Source organism: Arthrobacter sp. 05T410 (assembly GCF_056396505.1).
On sequence record NZ_JBFTLP010000001.1, the window covers coordinates 202,187 to 222,815 of the forward strand.

Annotated in this window: 19 protein-coding genes; 11 read left to right on the top strand and 8 right to left on the bottom strand. The window is 67.6% G+C overall.

Annotated features, from left to right (window positions below):
• Positions 1 to 10: 10 nt before the first annotated feature.
• The 4 genes from AC1DFR_RS01045 to AC1DFR_RS01060 are packed head-to-tail and all read right to left on the bottom strand — an operon-like array spanning position 11 to position 4,391.
• Complete coding sequence (locus tag AC1DFR_RS01045; RefSeq protein ID WP_476872509.1) at positions 11 to 1,255, bottom strand: NAD(P)/FAD-dependent oxidoreductase; 1,245 nt, start codon at positions 1,253 to 1,255, stop codon at positions 11 to 13.
• Positions 1,252 to 1,446, bottom strand: coding sequence for a ferredoxin (locus AC1DFR_RS01050; RefSeq protein WP_028276320.1), 195 nt, complete (start codon positions 1,444 to 1,446; stop codon positions 1,252 to 1,254). The genes AC1DFR_RS01045 and AC1DFR_RS01050 overlap by 4 nt, the downstream gene beginning before the upstream one ends.
• The gene (locus tag AC1DFR_RS01055) at positions 1,443 to 2,615 is read right to left on the bottom strand and encodes a cytochrome P450 (protein WP_476872510.1); all 1,173 of its coding nucleotides are present in this window, start codon (positions 2,613 to 2,615) and stop codon (positions 1,443 to 1,445) included. The genes AC1DFR_RS01050 and AC1DFR_RS01055 overlap by 4 nt, the downstream gene beginning before the upstream one ends.
• 54 nt (positions 2,616 to 2,669) lie before the next feature.
• Positions 2,670 to 4,391 (bottom strand): MFS transporter, encoded by a 1,722-nt coding sequence (locus AC1DFR_RS01060; protein WP_476872511.1) that lies wholly within the window; start codon positions 4,389 to 4,391, stop codon positions 2,670 to 2,672.
• A gap of 317 nt (positions 4,392 to 4,708) precedes the next feature.
• Here AC1DFR_RS01060 and AC1DFR_RS01065 point away from each other — a divergent pair, with 317 nt between their 5' ends.
• The 6 genes from AC1DFR_RS01065 to AC1DFR_RS01090 all read left to right on the top strand — a co-directional run bounded on the left by AC1DFR_RS01065 (position 4,709) and on the right by AC1DFR_RS01090 (position 11,591).
• Positions 4,709 to 5,719, top strand: coding sequence for a phosphotriesterase family protein (locus tag AC1DFR_RS01065; RefSeq protein WP_476872512.1), 1,011 nt, complete (start codon positions 4,709 to 4,711; stop codon positions 5,717 to 5,719).
• 50 nt (positions 5,720 to 5,769) lie between these two features.
• Positions 5,770 to 6,723, top strand: a complete 954-nt coding sequence (locus AC1DFR_RS01070) for a phosphotriesterase family protein (protein ID WP_223916327.1) — start codon at positions 5,770 to 5,772, stop codon at positions 6,721 to 6,723.
• Between the two features lie 77 nt (positions 6,724 to 6,800).
• Positions 6,801 to 7,943: an FAD-dependent monooxygenase gene (locus tag AC1DFR_RS01075; RefSeq protein WP_476872513.1), complete on the top strand. Its 1,143-nt coding sequence runs from the start codon at positions 6,801 to 6,803 to the stop codon at positions 7,941 to 7,943.
• Positions 7,944 to 7,946: 3 nt separating this feature from the next.
• Positions 7,947 to 8,879 (top strand): alpha/beta hydrolase, encoded by a 933-nt coding sequence (locus AC1DFR_RS01080; RefSeq protein WP_476872514.1) that lies wholly within the window; start codon positions 7,947 to 7,949, stop codon positions 8,877 to 8,879.
• Positions 8,876 to 9,844, top strand: a complete 969-nt coding sequence (locus AC1DFR_RS01085; protein ID WP_476872515.1) for an MBL fold metallo-hydrolase — start codon at positions 8,876 to 8,878, stop codon at positions 9,842 to 9,844. Before AC1DFR_RS01080 ends, AC1DFR_RS01085 begins: the two co-directional genes overlap by 4 nt.
• Positions 9,837 to 11,591, top strand: a complete 1,755-nt coding sequence (locus tag AC1DFR_RS01090) for a CocE/NonD family hydrolase (RefSeq protein WP_476872516.1) — start codon at positions 9,837 to 9,839, stop codon at positions 11,589 to 11,591. The genes AC1DFR_RS01085 and AC1DFR_RS01090 overlap by 8 nt, the downstream gene beginning before the upstream one ends.
• A 62-nt stretch (positions 11,592 to 11,653) precedes the next feature.
• Here AC1DFR_RS01090 and AC1DFR_RS01095 read toward each other — a convergent pair whose 3' ends face one another.
• The 4 genes from AC1DFR_RS01095 to AC1DFR_RS01110 all read right to left on the bottom strand — a co-directional run bounded on the left by AC1DFR_RS01095 (position 11,654) and on the right by AC1DFR_RS01110 (position 15,662).
• A complete protein-coding gene (locus AC1DFR_RS01095) occupies positions 11,654 to 12,241 on the bottom strand; it encodes a TetR/AcrR family transcriptional regulator (protein ID WP_476858548.1) in 588 nt (195 codons plus the stop codon).
• 36 nt (positions 12,242 to 12,277) lie between these two features.
• Positions 12,278 to 14,692, bottom strand: coding sequence for an ATP-binding cassette domain-containing protein (locus AC1DFR_RS01100; RefSeq protein WP_476872517.1), 2,415 nt, complete (start codon positions 14,690 to 14,692; stop codon positions 12,278 to 12,280).
• Positions 14,693 to 14,796: 104 nt separating this feature from the next.
• Entirely contained in the window at positions 14,797 to 15,216 is a 420-nt protein-coding gene (locus AC1DFR_RS01105) for a VOC family protein (protein WP_223916337.1), read from the bottom strand.
• Entirely contained in the window at positions 15,213 to 15,662 is a 450-nt protein-coding gene (locus tag AC1DFR_RS01110) for a helix-turn-helix transcriptional regulator (RefSeq protein ID WP_223916339.1), read from the bottom strand. Before AC1DFR_RS01110 ends, AC1DFR_RS01105 begins: the two co-directional genes overlap by 4 nt.
• Before the next feature lie 104 nt (positions 15,663 to 15,766).
• On the opposite strand from AC1DFR_RS01110, the gene AC1DFR_RS01115 reads away from it, so the two are divergent.
• The 5 genes from AC1DFR_RS01115 to AC1DFR_RS01135 all read left to right on the top strand — a co-directional run bounded on the left by AC1DFR_RS01115 (position 15,767) and on the right by AC1DFR_RS01135 (position 20,623).
• On the top strand, positions 15,767 to 17,005 hold the full coding sequence (locus tag AC1DFR_RS01115) for a type III polyketide synthase (protein ID WP_476872518.1): 1,239 nt from the start codon (positions 15,767 to 15,769) through the stop codon (positions 17,003 to 17,005).
• Positions 17,006 to 17,067: 62 nt separating this feature from the next.
• The gene (locus AC1DFR_RS01120; RefSeq protein WP_476872650.1) at positions 17,068 to 17,778 is read left to right on the top strand and encodes a class I SAM-dependent methyltransferase; all 711 of its coding nucleotides are present in this window, start codon (positions 17,068 to 17,070) and stop codon (positions 17,776 to 17,778) included.
• Complete coding sequence (locus tag AC1DFR_RS01125) at positions 17,771 to 18,949, top strand: FAD-dependent oxidoreductase (protein ID WP_476872519.1); 1,179 nt, start codon at positions 17,771 to 17,773, stop codon at positions 18,947 to 18,949. Before AC1DFR_RS01120 ends, AC1DFR_RS01125 begins: the two co-directional genes overlap by 8 nt.
• 42 nt (positions 18,950 to 18,991) lie before the next feature.
• Complete coding sequence (locus AC1DFR_RS01130; protein WP_476872520.1) at positions 18,992 to 19,942, top strand: hypothetical protein; 951 nt, start codon at positions 18,992 to 18,994, stop codon at positions 19,940 to 19,942.
• 9 nt (positions 19,943 to 19,951) lie between these two features.
• Entirely contained in the window at positions 19,952 to 20,623 is a 672-nt protein-coding gene (locus AC1DFR_RS01135) for a peptide deformylase (RefSeq protein WP_476872521.1), read from the top strand.
• Positions 20,624 to 20,629: the final 6 nt, after the last annotated feature.

A 20,629-nucleotide genomic window follows, 5' to 3' on the forward strand; every position in this document is an offset into this window, starting at 1 on the left:
TTGTGCGGCGTCAGGTTCGAGCGGGCGCCGCCGCACGCAGCGCGGCCGGACCGGCGTCGGCGAACCGGCGCAGCTTGGGGGCGGGGATCCGGTAGTTGAGCGCGGCGGCGGTACCGGAACCGTCCGTGTTGTCCCAGCGAAGCAGCATCGAGTCCGCGCCCCCGCCGGGCTCGCAGTAGTCGGGAGGCCCGACAGCCGGCGCGAAGCCCGCCGACTTGAGCGAGAGGCCGAAGCCCTCCGTCCAGAAGTAGGGCTGGAAGTCGAACTCGGGCGCCGTGTCACCCTTCAGGAGGCCGACGCCGGCGACCCTGGCCTGGTCGATAGCGCTGGTCCACAGGGGCACCCGTTCCACCCCGCGGCGGGTCGGGAAGGACGCCACATCGCCGGCGGCGACGATGTCCGGCCGGAGCCTGCCGCGCGAATCGACCCGCAGCTCTCCGTCGACGAGAAGGTTCGAGCCGGCGAGCCAGCCGATGTTCGGCTCATCGCCGATGGCGGTGACCACCAGGTCAGCCTCCAGCACGGTGCCGTCGGCCAGGACGACCTTTGCCCCGGCACCGTGATCGACAAGCCGGGCCTTCCCGCCGCCAACCACGCGCAGTCCGTGCCGGATGGCGGCGGCGGTGAAGATGTCCGCCAGATGGTCGCCAAGCTGACGCGCCAGGGGCTTGCCGTCGGAGACGAGGGTGACCTCGCAGCCCACGTGCACGCAACCGGACGCGACCTCCATGCCCAGCGCTCCGCCGCCGATCACGATAACCGACGGGCGCGATGCGACGCGTTCCTTGAGGAGGATCGCATCCTCGATGGTGCGCAGGGTGAGTTCCCGGTGGGAGCCGTCCCGTTGCGGTCCGGCTGTTCCCTTCTTCTGCGTCTCTTGCGCACCCGCCCCGAGTCGCTTTGCCCGGGAACCCGAAGCGATGACGAGGCCGTCATACGGCAGCTCCCCTCCCCCGTCCAGGCGCACCAGCCGGGCCCCGACGTCCAGGCCCGTGGCGCTGACTCCGAGCAGCTCCGTTGCTTCGTGGGTCGGCTCGGGGAGCACATGGGGTTGGAGTCCGCCGTCGCTGTTCCCGTCGCTTTGCCCGTCGACAGCGTGCAGCAGCGCCTTGGAGAGGGCCGGCCGGCTGTAGGGCTGGTGGCGCTCCGCGCCCACAACGGTGAGCTCGCCGTCGAAGCCGGCCGAGCGCAGTGAGTCGCAGGCCGTGAGTCCGGCGATGCCGTTGCCGACCACCACGATCTTTCGCATCGTCATGCCGCGGCCAATCGCAGTGCGGCAACCGGGCAGACCCTTACCGCCGCCTTCGCGGCGTCCAGGTCAGCGCCTTCGACGTCCGGGACGTCGAGTACCAGCTCGCCGTCATCGTCGAGGTGCATCAGCCGGGGCGCGGCTTCTTCACAGAGGCCGTGACCCTCGCAGCGCGGCCGGTCAAGTTCGATCCTCATGCTGCCACCACCTTGGCGACCTGGAGCGACTCGAGGCTCCGCGTGATGTTGCTCGGCTCCCGGACCTCGTCGGTAACCGTCAGCGTTTTCACCCTGCGGGCAAGCGCCTCAATGATCGCATGCGCTTCCAGTTTCGCCAGGCCCTGGCCGGCGCAGCCGTGCGGTCCGTAGCCGAAGGACAGGTGGTCCACCGGGTTCCGCATCACGTTGAAGGTGTCGGGATCCCCGTAGTGCCGCGGGTCGCGGTTGCCGGCCCCAAAGAGGATGCCCACCTGCGCACCTGCCGGAATCGTGACGCCCTCGATCTCCACGTCGCGCATTGCCTTGCGGCCCCAGATGTGGACCGGGGCCCAGTAGCGCAGCACTTCGGCGAACGCTGCGGGGACCAGGTCCGGGTTCTTCCGGACCAGGTCGAACTGCTCGGGGTGGCGGCCGAACAGCGCAATGATGTTCCCGATTGACGCGATTGTCGTGTCAACGCCCGCTCCCAGGTACTGGTGGATGATGTGCCCCGCAGAACCCTGGGGTATGTCGCCGCGTGTCTCGGCATCGAAAATACCTCGGCCGATCGAGCCAGGCGCCAGGTCTTCTGCGGTGACCGACGAGCACCAGCCGTAGAGCTCGCCGGCGATCGGGAAGCTCTCCTGGGTGCGCTGGTTCAGCGGGCCGAGGACCTGCATCGCGGCCTGGCCCCAGCGCAGCATGTTGTCCTTGACGTGTCCCTGGAAGCCAATGAGGTCGGCAACGATTTCGATCGGGAAGGCGCGGGCCAGGGAATCGATGGCCTCGAAGCTGCCGCTGGCGGCAAGCTCGGCGACGAGCTTGTCAGCCTTTTCGTCGATGACGACTTTCAGGCCGCGGAGCGCCCGGGGGGTGAGGTTTTGGGACAGCGTGGCGCGGAGCTGGGTGTGGACGGGCGGGTCGGAGGCAAGGGAGGTGCCCTGCAGGGCCTCGTTCACCATGGGGTTGAAGCCGATGCTGGTGGACGAGAAGGTCTCCGGATCGCCGAGCGCGTCGCGGATGACGTCGTAGCGCGTCAGGAGGTAGAGGTCGTTCTTGGGCAGGTGGACCACTGCGGCCTGCTCGCGGAGCGCGGCGTAGGTGGGGTAAGGGTCGACCAGGACGTCGTCGTCCCAGATGTCGATGCCGGATTCGGTGGGTGCAGTCACGGTGTTCTCCTTGTGGATTTTAGGTGGTCAGGTCAGTGCCGGAGGCCGTCAGGCTTAGACGGCGGCCTCGGCGTTTACTTCGGTGGTCTCGGCGATGGCCTCGGGCGCGGGCGCCGAGGACCGGGCAGAGATGAAGAGGGTGAGAGTGGCGGAGAGGATCGCCGCGATGCCCGCGGTGAGGTATACAGCCTGGAACCCCTGGCCCAGTGAGGTCCCTGCCACGCCCTGGATTTGCGGCTGTGCGGCGTTGAGGGCCTGGACCATACCGTCGACCGCCGGGGTGGGCGCGCCGCCGGCCAGTGCCTGGCCGGAGAACTGGGCGATGACCCCGTCCCAGCCGGCGAGGAAGCCCAGCGGCGGCACGTTCGCCAGCCCGCTGACGGCCTCTGCGGGCAGTCCCGCCCCGCCGAGGATCCCGGCAAGGGGACCCGCGAAGGCCGTGGCTCCGATGCCGAAGGCGATGGCTGAGCCGACAACGGGGCCGAGGGCGAAGCCGAGGTCGCGCAGGAGGTTCGTCGTCGCCGAAGCCATGCCGATCTGCTGGGGCGGGACGGTGTTGATGGCAACAGCGGTGACGGAACCGACGGTGAGCGCGAATCCGATACCCAACAGCAGGAGCGGCGGAATGAAGGCCGTCCAAGGGGTGCCGCCGAAGGCCTCCGGAGTGCCGAGGGCGAATGTCGAGAGCCAGAAACCGGAGACTGCCATGAAGACGAAGCCCGCGGTGAGCACCCAGCGCGGTGCTACGTGGTGGATGAGCCACCCCACCACCGGGATGAAGGCGAATGCCGGGCCCTGGATGAAGACGAACAGCACACCGACCTTCCAGGTCTCGGCCAGTGCGAGTCCACTGACGGCGACGCTGGTGCTGAAGCAGATCGCGAGGAAGGCGAACATGCCGGTGACCGCCACAATGCCGGTGATCGAGTAGGCGCTGTTCTTGAACAGCGACAGGTGAATCAGGGGCTGCGCGGTGCGTGATTCGATGACGACGAAGGAGACCAGGAGGATTCCGCCCGCGACGTAGCTTGCAATCACCTGGGCGCTGCCGAAGCCGGCATCAACCGCTGTCACCGTGGCGTAGAGGACGGCGATAAGTCCGAGCGCGAGCGTAATCTGGCCGGGGATGTCCAACTTGCGCCCCTCGGCTGCTGCGGAGTCCTTCGCCCGGAGCGCGACGAGGAGTACGAGCACGGCAATTGCGGCCGCAATCAGGTAGGCCGCCCGCCAGCCGCTGAACTCGTTCGGCGCACCCGGCGCAGCACCCGGCACGGTGAAGAACTGCGCGGTGAAGCCAGCGAGCACTGGGGAGATCACCGCGCCGAGGGACAGGAACCCGGCCCACGTGGCGATGACCTTCGCCCGTGCGCGGTGATCCGGGGTGATCGCGGCGATCATGGACAGCGAGATGGGGAACAGGATGCCCGCCCCAATGCCGCCGACGGCCTGGGCGGCGATCATCATCTCGGTTGTCGGCGCCAGCGCAGCCATGACGGAGCCGACGATGCTGACCCCGGCTCCGATGTACAGAAGCTTCTTGCGTCCGAACAGGTCGCCCAGGAGGCCCCAGCTGAGTTCGAACACGACAATACCCATCAAGAACATGCCCGCGATCCAGGTCAGGCCCGCGCCTGAAGTATGGAATTCCGCGGCGAACGTGCCGCTGAGGGCGCCCGGCAGCGCGTTGGTGATCTGGGCCAGTGTGACCGCGCTGTAGGCGGCTATGAAAGTGGCTCGCACCGAGCTGCGGCTCGGTACCGAAATGGTCTGACTCATCGATGAAACTCCTTTGTTCCGGGTCGATCCTCCGGTGACGCGCCATGACTGGTGCCCTGCCGGAGCAAGAGCCGGCAGGCGGAGGTGGATGTGGCGCTCACCACAGTCTGATATCAATCTTTACGAGATGTCAAGAAAACATACTCAACGTTTGCTTCATGAACGCATCGACACCCAAGGGACGTGAACGGCTCGTCTGTTTTCTTGACACAATGTAAAGAAAGATGTGATGCTGGCTACACCGCAACGGGGCTACGGCACGGTCAGGCACCCCGGCGCCCCTGTATTCAGCACCCGATCTTCAAGGGAGAAGCCAAGTGAGTCACACCACACCCGTCGATAGCGGGGACGCGTTCCACGCCCCCACCGGGCAAACCGTCAATACGGTATTGGGTCCCGTCCCTGCCTCGGAACTGGGCGTAGTCGCGCTCCATGAGGCCCTATTGTCAGTGGTCCCGGGCGCCCAGTACGCACCAGAGATCTCCATGGACAGGGCACAGATCTTCGAGGCCCTGGCGGCCAAGCTCGCGGACTTCCGCGAGCACGGCGGGCAGACGATCGTCGACAGCACGGGCATGTTCCACGGCCGCGACCTCAAGCTCTACGAGGCGTTGTCCCGCACCACCGGCGTCCACATCGTCGCCTCCACGGGCCTGGGCCCGGAGGAAGAACTCGGCGGATACTTCCTGACGCCGCAGACCAACCCGCCCACCCCGTGGCCGGCCGAAAAGTTCGCCGATCTCTTCGGCAAGGAGGTCACTGAGGGGATGGTGGTTCCCCGGGTCGAGCGCCGCGCCGCCGCCGGCATCGTCGCGACCATTGCCGACCGCGCCGGCATGACCCCGACCGAGGAAAGCCTGTTCCGCGGCTCCGCCCGCGCCGCCAGGAACACCGGCGTCCCGGTCTCTATCCGCTTTGGCGCCGATGTCCTGCACGATCTGGACATCGTCCTGGACGAGCAGCTCGGGGCCGACCGGGTGCTCGTCGGCGACCTCGACCGCAGGGACGCTGCCGGCTCCGCCATCGAGGTGGCCCGCCGGGGAGCCTTCGTCGGCATCGACCATGTGGGCCTGAACGACCACGCGGACTACCTCACCGACCATGGCCGCGCCGAACTGGTGTTCGGGCTCGTCAAGGCAGGCCATGCCGACCGGATCATCCTGTCGGGCAACTCGATCGGCGTTGCCAAAGGGCTGCCGGAGTACAACCTGCCCTACAGCCACGTCCTGACGACGTTCATGCCGTACCTCAAGGCCCACGGCCTGAGCGACGAAGACGCCCGGCGCATCCTCGTGGATAACCCGCGCAACCTGCTGACCGTGCGCTAAGCACCGCTCGGTCCACACACAACAAGCTTTCGAAACCCTGAGGTGAACGAATGACCAAGGTCAACACCGTGCTGGGAACCATCCCGGCCGAAGAACTGGAAATCGTGGCGGTCCACGAGCACATCGGCTACGGCATGCCCGGGTCCGAACTGGATACCAGGTGGTGGAAGTCGCCGGAGCAGGCTTACGAGGAAACCGTGCCGAAGCTGCGGAAGTTCCGAGAATACGGCGGCGGTACCTTCGTGGACGCCACGGGCATCTGCAACGGCCGCGACGTCGACTACTACAAGTCCCTGTCCCGGAAGACGGGCGTGCACATTGTTGCCTGCACCGGCTTCGTCGGCGGAGACACCGCCCTGCCGCACTTCTCCCGCGCAAGCGTGGACTACCTCACGAAGGTCTTCATCCACGAGATCACCGTCGGCATCGGCAACACGGGCGCCAAGGCCGGCGTCATCAAGGTCGGCGTGAGTCGCGGCGGACGCATGACGGATCTGGACAAGCGCATTTACCGGGCCGCGGCCCGCGCCGCCGTCGTCACCGGCGCTCCGGTCCTGACCCACCTGGCCATCGACCCGGAACCGGCAGTGAACATCTTCAACGAAGAAGGCCTCCCGCTGGACCGCGTGCTCTTCGGCCACGCCGACGACGGCCTGAACGCTCCGGTCACCCCGCACGATTGGATCTACGAGCAGGGCGGCCGCATCGGCTTCGACACTTTCGGCTACGACCTCGAGCTGCCTGATCCGCCGTTCTGGGGCCGCAAACGTGCCGAACGCATGGAGCACTTCGTCAACCTCGTGAACAAGGGCTATGCGGACAAGCTCCTCGTCTCGGCGGACGCAAACTGCAGCCCGCTGGGCTGGCCGGGCGTGAAGGGCCACACCATCAACTACATCTTCGAGGACATGATCCCCGACATGCGCGCGGCCGGCATCGACGACGCCACCCTCAAACTCCTGCTTGAGGACAACCCGGCCGGCTTCCTGTCCCTTCACGCCTGACCGGACAGACCCCCACAACTTGCCCGTTCCGCCAGACATGGCCCGGGCCCAGAAAGAGTCAAGAAAGAGATGAAACCATGAAGGCTGAAGACATCAAGAACCTCAAGATCGCCATCGTCGGCGCGGGGTACGGCGGCGCAGCGGCGGCCAAGGCCCTGAGCCTGCTCGGTGCCGACGTCAGCGTGTACGAACAGGCATCCCAGATGCGGGAGGTCGGCGCCGGCATCGGGCTGCGTCCTGCCACCATGCACCGGTTCAGCCAGTGGGGCATCTTCGACACGATCGCGAACGTAAGCTCCCCGAGCGACTACTTCGAAATCCTCACCGCCACGGGTGAGCCGATCATGAAGGACACCTGGCCGGAGTTCGGCGGGCAGAGCCAGACCCACCTCATCCACCGCGGCGACTTCATCGATGCACTCCTAAGCGTGCTGCCGCAGGGCATGGTGCACCTTGGCCACAAGCTGGAGACCATCGAGGACAAGGGCGGCCGTTCCGTCCTGACCTTCACCAACGGCACGACGGTCGAGGCGGACCTGGTGGTCGGCGCCGACGGCATCAAGTCAGTGGTGCGCGAGCAGCTCTTCAGCGACAAGGGCCCGGTGTTCTCCGGCGAACACGCCTACCGCGCTGTGATCTCCGCCGACGACGCCCACGGCATGGTGGTGGACGACAACCTGCGGATGTACATGGGCAGGGGCACGAAGGTCTACCTGCTGCCGCTGCGCCACCGCAACCAGATGTCCTTCGATATCACCGCACTGTGCCCGGACAGCACCTGGGCCCCCACCATCACGAAGGATGACCTCGTGGCGACGGTGGAGGGCTTCGACGAGCGGATCGTCAACATCGCCCGCGGCCTCGACATGGACACCGTCAACATCCGCGCCGTCTACGACATCGACCCGGTCGGCACGTGGCACACGGACTCCGTCGTGCTCATGGGCGATGCGGCCCACTCGATGCTGCACCACCAGGGCCAGGGCGCCAACTCGGCCATCGAGGATGCCGGTGCGCTCGCCGATGCCTTGGCGGAGGCTGGCTCTGTCAAGGATGCACTGGCCCTGTTCCAGGCAACCCGCAAGCCGGTAACGGACGAGCTGCAGCGCATCTCGCGTCAGGGGTGGACCGAGGACGAGGTCAATGACGTCTTCCCGGGGCAAAAGCCCACGTCCCAGAAGCCCGCCGCCGTCAACGCACCAGCAGAGTCGAAGGCCTGACCCATGACCATCCATCCCGAAATTGCCAAGATCCTCAGCACCCTGCCGGCGCCCGACGGCTCGCCGCTGAACCCGGGGACCATGCGCGCCGGCGAGGCCGCGCAGGTTCCCGCATTGGAGGACCGTCTGCCGCTGCACTGCGTCGAGGACGCCACCGCAGTGACGCCATCGGGCGAGGTGCCTGTGCGGATCTACACGCCGGCCGGGGCCGACGCTCATGGGCTTCTGGTGTACCTCCACGGCGGGGCGTTCTTCCTCGGCAGCCTGGACACGCACGACCACGTTGCCCGGGCCCTGGCCAAGGAGACAGGTCATAAGGTCATCTCTGTCGGCTACCGCCTGGCGCCCGAGGCTGCTTTCCCTGCCGGCCTCGACGACTGCTACGGGGTGGTCCGGTGGGCCGCCGAGCAGGGTACGAGCCTGGGCTGGGACGGCAAGAACCTTGCCATCGCCGGCGACAGTTCGGGCGGCAACTTCGTCGCTGCCGTCGCAGCGATGGCCCACGACGACGGGTTCGACCGGATCACGCATCAGGTCCTCTTCTACCCGTCCCTGGACCTGGACTTCGACGTCGACCGCTACGCCTCGCTGCGGGAGAACGCCGAAGGATTCGGGCTGGAGACGGCGGGCCTCAAGCCGTTCAACTCCTTTTACCTGGAGAGCGGGGCGGACCCGGCGGACCCGCTGGTCTCCCCCATCAAGCGCGATGACCTCACAGGCCTGCCGGCGGCGCTCATCATCACCGCCGAGCACGACCCCCTGCGCGATGAGGGCGAACTTTACGGCCAGCGACTGGCGGAGGCCGGCGTCGTGGCGGCCGTCAGCCGCTACCCGGGGGCCAACCACGGCTTCGTCCAGAACTTTTCCTGGATCCCGGAGTTCTACCGGGCCTTCGAGGAAGCAGGCGACTTCCTGAACGCGGGGGCCGGGCAATGACGGGGCCAGTCGCTGTTCATCCCCTGGTCTCGCCGTGGGGCCGGTTCGGACTCTACAGCTTCTTCATCGACGCTCCCGAGCCCGCCATCGTCGACACCGGGATCGCGTCCTCGCCTGCCGAAGGCATGGTCCCGGCACTGGAGGCGATCGGCCGCCGGATCGAGGACGTGCGCTGGATCCTGCTGACCCACGGCCACATCGACCACCTCGGCGGTGCGCACGCCCTATGGGAGCTCACCGGACGGCGCGCGAAGGTCGTGATCCACGTGGCCGACGCGCCTCTGCTGCGCTCCCGGCGCGCGCACGTCGACCAGTACGTGGACGTGCGCCAGCAGTACATCGACAATCCGAATGCCATCGAGGAGCAGACGAAAGCCGCGAACCACGTCATCTCCGGCGAGATGGAGCCGACCATGCTGGTTAGGGGCGGCGAGACCATCGCCCTGGGCGGGGACGTCACCGTCTCGGTCCACCACATCCCCGGCCACACGGCCGGGTCCGTCGCCTACGTCGTGGACGGGCAGCAGTCGGTCTTCGTCGGCGACGCCGTGCAGATCCACGGAGCGGCCAACGGCTTCCCCGGCTACGAGGATCCGGCCGCCTACCGCTCAAGTCTGCGGTACCTGCGCGACGACGTCCGCCCGCAACACCTGTACCTGGGCCACCCGTACCGGGGCGCTGACGGCGTGCCGTACGGCGTTGAACTGGACCGTGAGGCGGCCCGGAATGCCCTGCAGGGAAGCCTGGACCTCGAGACCCGAATCGACGACGCCGCCCGCCGGTACCTTCGCGACGGCCTCCAGGAGACGGACTCGCCATACTCGCCCTTCGCCCACGTCGCTGCAGAACTCGGCTACGCGGGCGACCCCAGCCTCGAGCCGTCCCCGTTCTTCACGACGCTCCACGGCTACCGCACGGCCTTTGACCGCCTGACCAAAGATGAGGAGCTTCGCACCCATGGATGACCTGAAGATGTTGGATGCCGGCGCGGAGAAAATCGCCGTCCGCAAGGACCTCCGGGTCCCGATGCGGGACGGCGTCGAGCTCGCCGCGGACGCCTATCACGGTACCGGGGACAAACCGCGCCCCGCCCTCGTAGCCCTGAGCCCCTACGGCAAAGAACTGCAGGCGCTGGCCCTCACAACCCCGCCACAGCGGCGCCCCAGCCCGATGTGGGACGGCTGCATCGAGGCCGGCGACATCGCCCGCATCGTCAAGGAGGACTACGTTCACGTCATTGGCGACCTGCGCGGCTCGGGTCACTCCGGCGGCGAACATATCGGCAATTACAACGCCGGTGGCGTGTCGCTTGGCCAGGACGCCTACGACTTCATCGAGTGGGTCGCCGCGCAGCCGTGGTGCGACGGCAACGTCGGCATGGTCGGCATCTCCTATTTCGGCTCCATGCAGGTGCTGGCAGCGGCCGAGCGGCCGCCGCACCTGAAGGCGATCTTTGTCTCCGGCGGCCACTACGACTTCTACGAGACCACCTACCACGGCGGCATCATGTGGTTCATGCCCCGTGCCGCCCGCGAGGGCCGCGGCGGCGACTCCGGCTGGGCGTTCACCGACGGCGTCAAGTCCCGCATGATCGAGAAGTACTCCCCCGGGGAATTGACGAAGCTGGTTGCCACGCGTCTTGCGGACCCGGACGTGGCCGCCTGGCCGAACCTGGTCCATGTCCTGAACTACCCGAAGAACCACGAGGCCTGGTTCGACATTGTGATGAACGAGCTCGACGGGGACTGGTACGAGGAGCGCAACCCCATCACGCTGGCCCCGAACATCGACATCCCGGTCTACCTGCAGATCGACCAGGGCCGTGGCTGGACGATGGACGGCACCATCGAGCTGTTCAACGCCCTCAGGGGCCCCAAGAAGCTGGACATCGGCCCGTACCCGCCGATGCAGTCGCGTCCCTTCATCGAAGAACACGACAAGATGTTCCGGTGGTACGACTACTGGATCAAGGGCATCGACAACGGCGTCATGGACGAGCCGGCCGTGAGCGTCTTCGTGGAGGGCTCGCGTGAGCTGGTAACTGCGGAGGCGTGGCCGCCGAAGGACGTCGAGTACAAGTCCCTCTATCTGCGCCCGCGGCACAAACTGTCGACCGAGCCCGAGCTGATGGGCGCGGAGTACGCCGCCCCGGACGGCTTCTACCAGGCGCCGCTGACAGTGACCGACAAGGTGGAGATCATCAGCTGGTCCACGCCTGCCTTCGAGGAGGACACGGAGATGATCGGCACCGGTGCCGCGCACATCTTCGCCGAGATCGACCAGCCGGACACCAACTTCATCCTCCGCCTGTGGGATTACGCGCCCACCGGCGCGCGCCAGCTGATCACCAGCGGATACCTGAAGGCCTCGCACCGCGAACTTGACGACCGCAGCACCGAGGGCAACCCGCTCCACCCGCACACCCGCAGTGTGCCGGTGGAGCCGGGGACGATCGAGGAGTACGTCCTGCGCCTCTATCCGTTCGCGAACACTTTCAAGCCGGGCCACAAGCTCATCGCAGAGCTCTCGAACGGCGAGCCGCTGGCCGACGAGCACAACGCGCTGCTGCCGCCGGATGCCTTCCATCTGCCGGTGGGTCGGCCCGTCACCCACAAGATCTACCGCGACGCCGCCCACCAGTCCAGGCTGGTCCTGCCGTTCACCTCCCGCCAACCGGCGGAGGGCCAGCCGGCGGTCGTCCAGGCGCGCTGATGCCATGCGGCAGCTGACAACACCAGGGCGCAGCCAACAGGCTGCGCCCTGGTGTTGCCTGCTCACTCAGCCAGCAGGAAGCACCAGTTCTCGACCATCAGATCCAGTGAAGTATCGCGGTCCACGGTCCAGCCGAGCCGCATCCAGCGCCGGGAAAAGAACTCCAGCTCGCCGAAGGCCAGCGCGCAGCGGACCCGGCGGCTGGCCGGGGCAAAACGCCCGGCGCTGTCGAGGCCCGCCTGCATGTCGTCGATCGCCGTGTCGAACCACTGGTCCAAAGCCGCCTGGATGTCCGGTTCGCTGGCCGCGGCCTGGTGAGCCGCCACAACATAGGGGCGGATGTCGGCCCACTGGTCAAATTTCCGGGCCAGCCAGACCCTGATCAGCTCGCGGTCTCCGGACTCCACCACCGAATGCAGCGGCGGGACATCGGCCTCCGTCAGCATCTCGTTGGACCGCTCGACGAGCGAGCGCATGAGCTGGGCTTTGGACGGAAAATGCGAATAGAAGGTTGCCCTGGTGGTGCCCACGGCAGCGGAGATGTCATCCACCGTGGTGGCGGCGAACCCTTTCTCCTCGAAAAGCTCCAGCCCCTTGTCGAGGAAAAGCCGGCGGGTCATCTGCTTTTGAGCGTCTCGAATGCTTGCCACGCCCCCCAGATTAGTCCCCCGATTCACCGCATTCGTTCACTTGATGCTGTTTTCAGCCACTGAACCGACGTAAGCCGCGAGGTGCTCGCCGGTGAGGGTGGAGCGGGCGGCCACAAGGCTGCCGGGCGTGCCCTCGAAAACGATCCGGCCGCCGTCGTGCCCGGCGCCGGGACCAAGGTCGATGATCCAGTCGGCGTGCGCCATGACCGCCTGGTGGTGCTCGATGACGATGACCGATTTGCCGGAGTCGACGAGCCGGTCCAGGAGTCCCAAAAGGTTCTGGACGTCGGCGAGATGCAGGCCGGTGGTGGGCTCGTCGAGGACGTAGACATCACCCTTCTCCGCCATCTGGGTGGCGAGCTTGACGCGCTGCCGCTCGCCACCGGACAGCGTGGTGAGCGGCTGGCCCAGGGTGAGGTAGCCCAGCCCGACGTCGACGAGCCGGTCGAGGATCTTGTGGGCCGCCGGGGTGCGGGCCTCCCCTTCGCTGAAGAACACCGCGGCTTCGGTCATTGACATGGCCAAGACCTCGGCAATATTCCGGCCACCCAACGTGTACTCCAGAACTGCCGCCTGGAACCGCCGGCCCTCGCAGTCCTCACAGGTGGATTCGACCGTGGCCATGACACCGAGCTCGGTGAAGATGACACCCGCGCCGTTACAGGTGGGGCAGGCACCCTCCGAATTGGAGCTGAACAGCGCCGGCTTCACGCCGTTGGCCTTCGCGAACGCCTTGCGGATCGGCTCGAGGAGGCCCGTGTACGTCGCAGGGTTGCTGCGCCGCGAACCCTTGATGGCGCCCTGGTCGATCACCACCACACCGTCCCGGCCGTCCACCGAGCCGTCGATCAGCGAGCTCTTGCCCGAACCTGCAACACCCGTGACGACGCAGAGCACGCCGAGCGGGACGTCGACGTCCACGTCCTTGAGGTTGTGCGTCGAGGCGCCCCGCACCTCGAGCGTGCCGGACGGGGTACGCACGGAGTCCTTCAACCTGGCCCGGTCGTCGAGGTGCCGCCCGGTGATGGTGTCGCTCGCCCGCAGGCCCTCCACGGTTCCCTCGAAGCACACGCTGCCGCCCGCCGTACCAGCGCCGGGGCCAAGGTCAATGACGTGGTCGGCGATGGCGATGGTCTCCGGCTTGTGCTCGACGACGAGCACGGTGTTGCCCTTGTCCCGCAGCTGCAGCAGTAGCTGGTTCATCCGTTCGATGTCATGCGGGTGCAGGCCGATCGTCGGCTCGTCAAAGACGTAGGTGATGTCGGTAAGGGACGAGCCCAGGTGCCGGATCATTTTGGTGCGCTGGGCCTCGCCGCCGGACAGGGTGCCCGCCGGACGGTCCAGCGAGAGGTAACCCAGCCCGATTTCGGCGAACGAGTCGAGCAGGTGCTGCAGGCCTTTCAGCAGGGGTGCGACGGAAGGGGCGTCAAGCTCGCGGATCCATGCGGCGAGGTCGCTGATCTGCATTTCGCAGAGGTCCGCGATGTTCTTGCCCTGGATCTTCGCGGACCTGGCCTCCGGGCTCAGCCGGGTGCCGTCGCACTCGGGGCAGGCCTGGAACGTGATGGCGCGTTCCACGAAGGCCCGGATGTGCGGCTGCATGGCGTCGACGTCCTTGGAGAGCATCGACTTCTGGATCTTCGGGATCACGCCCTCGTAGGTCAGATTGATGCCCTCGACCTTGATCTTGGTGGGCTCCTTGTAGAGGAGGTCGTGCATTTCCTTCTTGGTGAACTTCGCGATCGGCTTGTCCATGTCGAAGCCGGCGCCGCTGAAGATCCGGCCGTACCAGCCGTCCATGCTGTAGCCGGGGATCGTCAGGGCACCCTCCCTGAGCGATTTGCTGTCGTCGTACAACGCGGTGAGGTCGAAGTCCGAAACCGAGCCCATCCCCTCGCAGCGTGCGCACATGCCGCCCAGGTAGACCACATCGCGCACCACGCTCCGCTCGACCCGGCCGCCGGCTTTCTCGGTACTCATCACCCCGCTCGCCTTGCGCGTCGGGACGTTGAAGGAGAAGGCAGTGGGTGGCCCGATGCGGGGCATGCCCAGACGGCTGAAGAGGATCCGGAGCATGGCGTTCGCGTCGGTGGCGGTGCCGACGGTGGACCGGGGGTTGGCGCCCATCCGCTCCTGGTCAACGATGATCGCCGTCGTCAGCCCCTCCAGGTGGTCCACCTCGGGCCGCGCCAGGTTGGGCATGAAGCCCTGCACAAACGCGCTATAGGTCTCGTTGATCATCCGCTGCGACTCGGCGGCGATGGTGGCGAAAACCAGCGAGCTCTTGCCCGAGCCGGACACGCCGGTGAACACCGTCAAGCGGCGCTTCGGGATCTCGACGCTGATGTCCTTGAGGTTGTTCTCCCGTGCGCCCTGCACGCGGATCAGGTCGTGGCTGTCCGCTTCATGCAGCGCGGGCGGCTGCGTGTCCGTGCTCGTGGCAATGCTCATCGTGTCTCCATCTGTTGGGCGGGGCAGCCCCAAGCGTCCCCGTCGTCGTCGACTGGCTCTATCTAACCAGCTGGCGGCTGGTCCGGCGGTGGCCGGCGGGCACCTTAGATCGGCTGCTGGATGCGGATCAGGTTGCCCGCGGGATCGCGGAAGGCGCAGTCGCGCACCCCATAGGCCTGCTCTGTCGGTTCCTGGACCACCTCGGCGCCGCTGGCCTGCAGCCGCTCGAAGGTGGCGTCGACGTCCTTGGTGGCCAGGAGGATGCGCGCATAGGTGCCCTTGGCCATCATCTCGTCGATGGTGCCGCGCTCTTCGTCGGTGACGCCGGGATCGGCGGCCGGCGGTTCCAGGACGATGGATGTGTCCGGCTGGCCGGCCGGGCCGACCGTGATCCAGCGCATCCCGCCGTAGCCGACGTCGTTGCGGACCTCGAAGCCGAGGGTGTCCCGGTAGAAGGCCAAGGCGGCGTCGGGATCGTTGTGTGGGAGGAAACTCGCGTGAATGTTGATGTCCATGGACTTCATGCTAGTTGCGGTTCGGGGGCCGGGACTTCTCGATTCCTGACCGGTCTGGTGACCTGTTTCGCGACGCATGAGGGCATCCCTGCGGTTGCCCTGGCTGCCTCGCGCCGGTAGACGCTGGGCGGCACGCCAACCAGTTCGGTGAAGCGGGTGCTGAAGGTGCCCAGCGACGAGCAGCCGACCGTAAAGCAGACCTCGGTGACGCTCAGGTCGCCGCGGCGCAGCAGGGCCATCGCGCGTTCTATGCGCCGTGTCATGAGATAGCTGTACGGCGACTCGCCGTACGCCAGGCGGAACTCGCGGCTGAGGTGCCCGGCGGACATGTGGGCGCCGCGGGCGAGGGCCTCGACATCCAGCGGCTGTGCGTATTCCCGGTCCATTCGGTCGCGGACGCGGCGTAACAGCGCGAGGTCGCGCAAGCGCTGCGCCCGGTCGGGTTTGCTGGTCACAAGTGCGATCGTGCTACGTCGTGCCGGAGTTGTCCAGCCCGGAGGTGTTCCTGAATCTCCGGCCGTTCCATTGTCTTTGGCGGCAGGCTCGCTGAGAATGAACCATGACGGTCTACCTGAGGTCTCTGGAAACTGCAGTCCCGCCAACCATTCTGGTCCAGCCCGAGGCCAGGGCCGTGTTCGCCGCCCAGCCGGGCCTCACCCGGCTCGGATCCCGGCTCGTCAACACGTGCTTTGACTCTGCAGCCATCGACACGCGGCACACGGCGGTGGAGGAACTCACCGCGGACAGCAAGGCGGAAAACCCCCAGTTCTTCGACCCCGCCACCGGCCTGGTGCTCAGCCCCAGCACCAAGACCCGGAACGGCATTTTCGCCACGGAAGCGACCAAGCTTTTCATTGAAGCAGCCCAAAAAGCCCTCGATGCCTGCCCGGGCGTCGAGGAGCGGGACATCACCCACCTGATCACGGTTTCCTGCACCGGATTCTTCAATCCCGGCCCGGACTACAAGATTGTCCGGGCCCTCGGCCTGAATCCGGCTGTCCAGCGGTACCACCTCGGCTTTATGGGCTGCTATGCAGCCTTCCCGGCGATGCGGGCGGCGAAGTCCTTTTGCGAGGCGGATCCGCAGGCGACGGTGCTGGTGGTCTGCGCCGAACTCTGTTCCCTTCACGTCCGGACCTCCAATGATCCGGACACCATCATGGGGTCGGCGTTGTTCGCCGACGGCGCTGCCGCGGCCATCATCACAGCGCGGGACATCCCCGGGGAAACGCCCCTGCTGCGGCTGGACCACTTCGAAACCGTCCTGACGCCCGTCGGGGAGGACTCGATGGCCTGGAACATCGGTGACGAGGGCTTCGAGATGGTGCTGGGCAACTATGTCCCGCACATCATCGATGATCACATTATTGGCGCGCTGGAACCGCTCCTGTCCCGCGACGGCTCGCTGAAGGGGCTCCCCTACCGGGAGATCGAGCACTGGGGCATCCACCCGGGCGGCCGGAGCATTCTGGACAAGGTCCAGTCCAGGCTGGAGCTCAGCGACGAGCAGCTGGTCCCGGCCCGCGAAACCCTCCGGAATTTCGGCAACATGAGCAGCGCCACCGTCCTGTTCGTCCTCAAGCACATCCTCGAACTGCCGGCAGCGGACGATGCCTCAGACGACGCCGGGGCCGGCCCGGGCGCGGAACGGATCTGTTCCATGGCCTTCGGCCCGGGCCTGACGGTCGAGACGGCGCTCTTCACCCGGGTGGCGGCCCCGCGGCCCGCCGCAGCTCCGCGGCAGGAGCCGGCGGCGGAAACGGCGGAACCAGCACAGTCCGTAGCGGTGCGGGTCTGAAAGCGGCCACGCTGAAACCGTTCAGCGCGAAGCGGGGCAGGGAACACCTTCGGGCGGCCCTCCTGCGGGACCGCGCATCCGACGCCGTCGAGGAAATGGACCTGCCGGGCTGCGACCCCGGCCGCCTGGAGCGCACGTATGCCCAGTTTGCGCTCGTCAACCGTGCCGTCGCCGGCTGGCGCGGCATCTACCGGTCCCGTATCAGGCCCCGGCTGTCCACCGCTTCCGCCACGTCCTTGCTGGATATCGGGTGCGGCGGGGGCGACGTTTCCGTGCTGTTGGCCCGGTGGGCGGCCCGGGACGGACTGCGTCTCGAGGTCACCGCCATTGACCCGGATCCGCGGGCGATCCTGTTCGCCCGCGCCCGCCACGCGACGGCGGACGTGACGTTCCGCCAGGCGGCCAGCGCGGAGCTGCTCGAAGAGGGCAACCGGTACGACCTCGTGGTATCCAACCATGTCCTGCACCACCTTGACGGGCTGGAAGCGTTTCTCGCCGAGTCGGCCCGGTTGTCCCGCGGCACAGTGGTCCACAACGACATCCGCCGCAGCCCCGCCGCCTACGCGCTGTTCTCTGCCGGCTCCTGGGTGCTCACCGGCTCCTACATCCGGCAGGACGGGCTGACCTCGATCCGCCGAAGCTACACCGCCGCGGAGCTGGCCGCCGCCGCTCCCCCGGGCTGGACCGTCGCCCGCCACGCCCCCTTCCGGAACCTGCTGCTGCACGGCACTCCCGGCGGCGCCAACCAGTCAGGGCCCGGTGCCAGTGGCTGAGGTTCTGATCATCGGTGCCGGTCCGGTGGGGCTGTTCATGGCCGCGCTGCTGCTGCAGGACGGCGTGGATGTGCAGGTGCTGGAACAGCGGGGCGCACCGGAGCCGCAGTCGCGCGCCATCGGCATCCATCCGCCGGCGCTGGCCGCGCTCGCGGGAACCGGAGTTGCCGAGGCCATGATTGCCGAGGGGGTCCAGATCCGCCGAGGAATGGCACTGGCCGGCGGAAAATGCCTCGCCCGGATGTCTTTTGCCGGCGTCTCGGACCGCTTTCCGTTCGTCCTGTCCCTGCCCCAGGCCCGTACTGAGGCGCACCTGGAACGGCGGGTCAACGAGCTCGGCGACGGCGCCCTGCACCGCGGCGTCCGCCTCACCGGGCTGTCCGACGACGGCGGCCGGGTCAGCGTGGAAGCCGACTCCGGGAGTGGCACCCTGCGCTATTCGGCGCCGCTGGTCATTGCTGCCGACGGCGTGCGTTCCACGGTGCGGGCGCTGCAGGGCGTCGACGTGCGCGTGAAAGAGTACCCGGACAGTTACCTGATGGGTGACTTCGCGGACGGGACGGGGTTCGGTCCGGACGCGGCACTGTTCCTCTCCGGCGCCGGCATCGTGGAGTCGTTCCCCTTGCCCGGCCAGCTCCGCCGCTGGGTGGTCCGGCTCGGTACCGGCGACTCAACGGCCGGCGGCTCCCCGCCCGGCGGACCTGATGCCGGAGGACCCGGCGCCGACGCCCGGTGGCTCACGGGCTGCGTGCGCGAACGGACGGGGCTCGCCATCGACGCCGGGACCAACAGCATGCTCAGCCGCTTCGGCGTCCGCACGCGCCTGGTCCCCCGGATGGTGGCCGGCCGGGTGGTGATGATCGGGGATGCGGCCCACGAGGTGAGCCCCATCGGCGGGCAGGGCATGAACCTCGGCTGGCTGGATGCGGCGGAGCTGGCACCGATCGTCTCGGCGGCCGTGCGCGGCCAGGATGTCACGGATCGCCTCCGGAGCTTTGAGCGAACCCGGTTGCGGGCGGCGGCGAGAGCCGCACGCCAGGCGGAAATAAACATGGCCCTCGGCCGGCCCCTCACGGACCGTCTCCTGGCGCTGCGGAACCGTGGCATCTCAGGCGTCGCCGCAGTTCCGCCGGTGAATTCCCTGATCGCCCGCCGTTTCACGATGCACTAGGCAACGCATTGGCACGGGTTTGCCCCGGAATAGACTGTGCGCATGGACGGACTTCCCGTGATGCGCGGCGCCGCATCGTATTGGGTGTTGCGGGCAGCGGCCGCCACGGTGCTGCTCGGCGCGGCGGCGTCATGCAGCTCCGGAACGGCCGGCGGCACCGCCTCCCCGGCAAGCGCGCCGGCGTCGGCGACCCCGATCCCCGCAGGCCCCGTGACCGCGGAAATCAGCCAGTTCCGCGACAACTACAGCAAGCAGATCATCGAAATCCAGCTCACGAACACCACCGGCCATGCCCTGACGGTCCTCGGTGCGGAACTGACCAGCCCTCTCTTCGCGGCCCCGATCATCTGGTCCGCCCGCACCGGCGGGATCGAGCTTCCGCCCGGACAGCCCAAGAGCCTGCCGGCGCAGCTGCCCGCCCCGGATTGCGGCAGCCCGGCCGGACCGGGAGCCACCTCCGGGGCTGCGGGGGACGCCCGTGTATCCCTGCGGCTGGCCACGCCGGAAGGTGCCGTGCCGGTCCCGGCCATGGCCCCGGCAACAGACCCGTTCGGCGTCCTGGCGCGGAACAATTCGGAGCTGTGCCTTGCCCAGGAAGCCTCGGCCGTCGCCACGATCGCGCTGGATCCCGAGCTCGAGGTCGCCGCGGACGGTCAGACCGCCGTCGTGCGTCTGCTGCTGCAACCGCGCGCCGCCGGCGCCGGTGAACTGGTGATAGACCGGATCGAGGAAACCACGCTGCTGGCGGAGGCCTCACAAGCCCCGTGGCCCCGGTCGGTGACGGTCCGCGCCGGCGGTGCCCCGGCCCAAGTGCGCCTCGGCATCAGGCCCTCCCGCTGCGATCCCCATGCAGTGGCCGAAGACAAGGTGGGCACACTCCTTCCCCTGCAGGTCAGGGTGGCGGGCCGCGAGGGAATTGTGAAGATCGACGCCGGCAGCCAACTTCGCGCCCGCATCTACGACTTTGTTACAAAGGCGTGCGGGCGCCAGTAGTGTGGGGGCATGCCCTATGACGCCAGGCCCACTGACTACAGCGCCGCCCGGATAAGCGAGACCGTCCAGGAGATCCTTAGCGCCGGCATCCTCCCGCCGATTGTCCAGGCCGGACACCCGGTGCTCCGGCACGTGGCGGCGCCGTACGATGGCCAGTTGACTGATGCCGAGCTCGGTCACCTCATCGACCTCATGCGCAGCGTGATGCACAAGGCCCCAGGCGTGGGCCTGGCGGCCCCGCAGCTGGGGATTCCGCTGCAGATCGCTGTCCTGGAGGACCAGTTCGACGTCGATCCCGACGTCGCTGCCGTCCGCGGGCGGGAGGCGCTGCCGTTCTTTGCCATGCTGAACCCGGGCTATCGTCCCCTGGGCGCGAAGTCCGCGGCGTTCTACGAAGGCTGCCTCTCCATTGGCGGCCTGCAGGCGGCGGTCGTGCGGCCGGAATCAGTCCAGCTCGATTTCACGGCGCCGGACGGCACGAAACTCCAGCAGACTTTCTCCGGCTGGCAGGCCCGGATTGTCCAGCATGAAACCGACCACCTCCAAGGGATCCTCTTCCTGGACCGGGCCGAGCTGCGCTCCATCAGCAACAATGCCGAATACTCCGCCCGCTGGGCCCAGCCGGACATCAGCCGCGCCCGGCAGGAACTCGGGTTCCTGCCGGACCCGGCCGCGGACTAAGCCTGC

Bases quoted from the DNA above. Each gene is read 5' to 3' on its own strand.
- AC1DFR_RS01045 (WP_476872509.1), bottom strand. From the start codon at position 1,255: ATGACGATGCGAAAGATCGTGGTGGTCGGCAACGGCATCGCCGGACTC.
- AC1DFR_RS01050 (WP_028276320.1), bottom strand. From the start codon at position 1,446: ATGAGGATCGAACTTGACCGGCCGCGCTGCGAGGGTCACGGCCTCTGT.
- AC1DFR_RS01060 (WP_476872511.1), bottom strand. From the start codon at position 4,391: ATGAGTCAGACCATTTCGGTACCGAGCCGCAGCTCGGTGCGAGCCACT.
- AC1DFR_RS01070 (WP_223916327.1), top strand. From the start codon at position 5,770: ATGACCAAGGTCAACACCGTGCTGGGAACCATCCCGGCCGAAGAACTG.
- AC1DFR_RS01075 (WP_476872513.1), top strand. From the start codon at position 6,801: ATGAAGGCTGAAGACATCAAGAACCTCAAGATCGCCATCGTCGGCGCG.
- AC1DFR_RS01080 (WP_476872514.1), top strand. From the start codon at position 7,947: ATGACCATCCATCCCGAAATTGCCAAGATCCTCAGCACCCTGCCGGCG.
- AC1DFR_RS01085 (WP_476872515.1), top strand. From the start codon at position 8,876: ATGACGGGGCCAGTCGCTGTTCATCCCCTGGTCTCGCCGTGGGGCCGG.
- AC1DFR_RS01090 (WP_476872516.1), top strand. From the start codon at position 9,837: ATGGATGACCTGAAGATGTTGGATGCCGGCGCGGAGAAAATCGCCGTC.
- AC1DFR_RS01100 (WP_476872517.1), bottom strand. From the start codon at position 14,692: ATGAGCATTGCCACGAGCACGGACACGCAGCCGCCCGCGCTGCATGAA.
- AC1DFR_RS01105 (WP_223916337.1), bottom strand. From the start codon at position 15,216: ATGAAGTCCATGGACATCAACATTCACGCGAGTTTCCTCCCACACAAC.
- AC1DFR_RS01115 (WP_476872518.1), top strand. From the start codon at position 15,767: ATGACGGTCTACCTGAGGTCTCTGGAAACTGCAGTCCCGCCAACCATT.
- AC1DFR_RS01130 (WP_476872520.1), top strand. From the start codon at position 18,992: ATGGACGGACTTCCCGTGATGCGCGGCGCCGCATCGTATTGGGTGTTG.
- AC1DFR_RS01135 (WP_476872521.1), top strand. From the start codon at position 19,952: ATGCCCTATGACGCCAGGCCCACTGACTACAGCGCCGCCCGGATAAGC.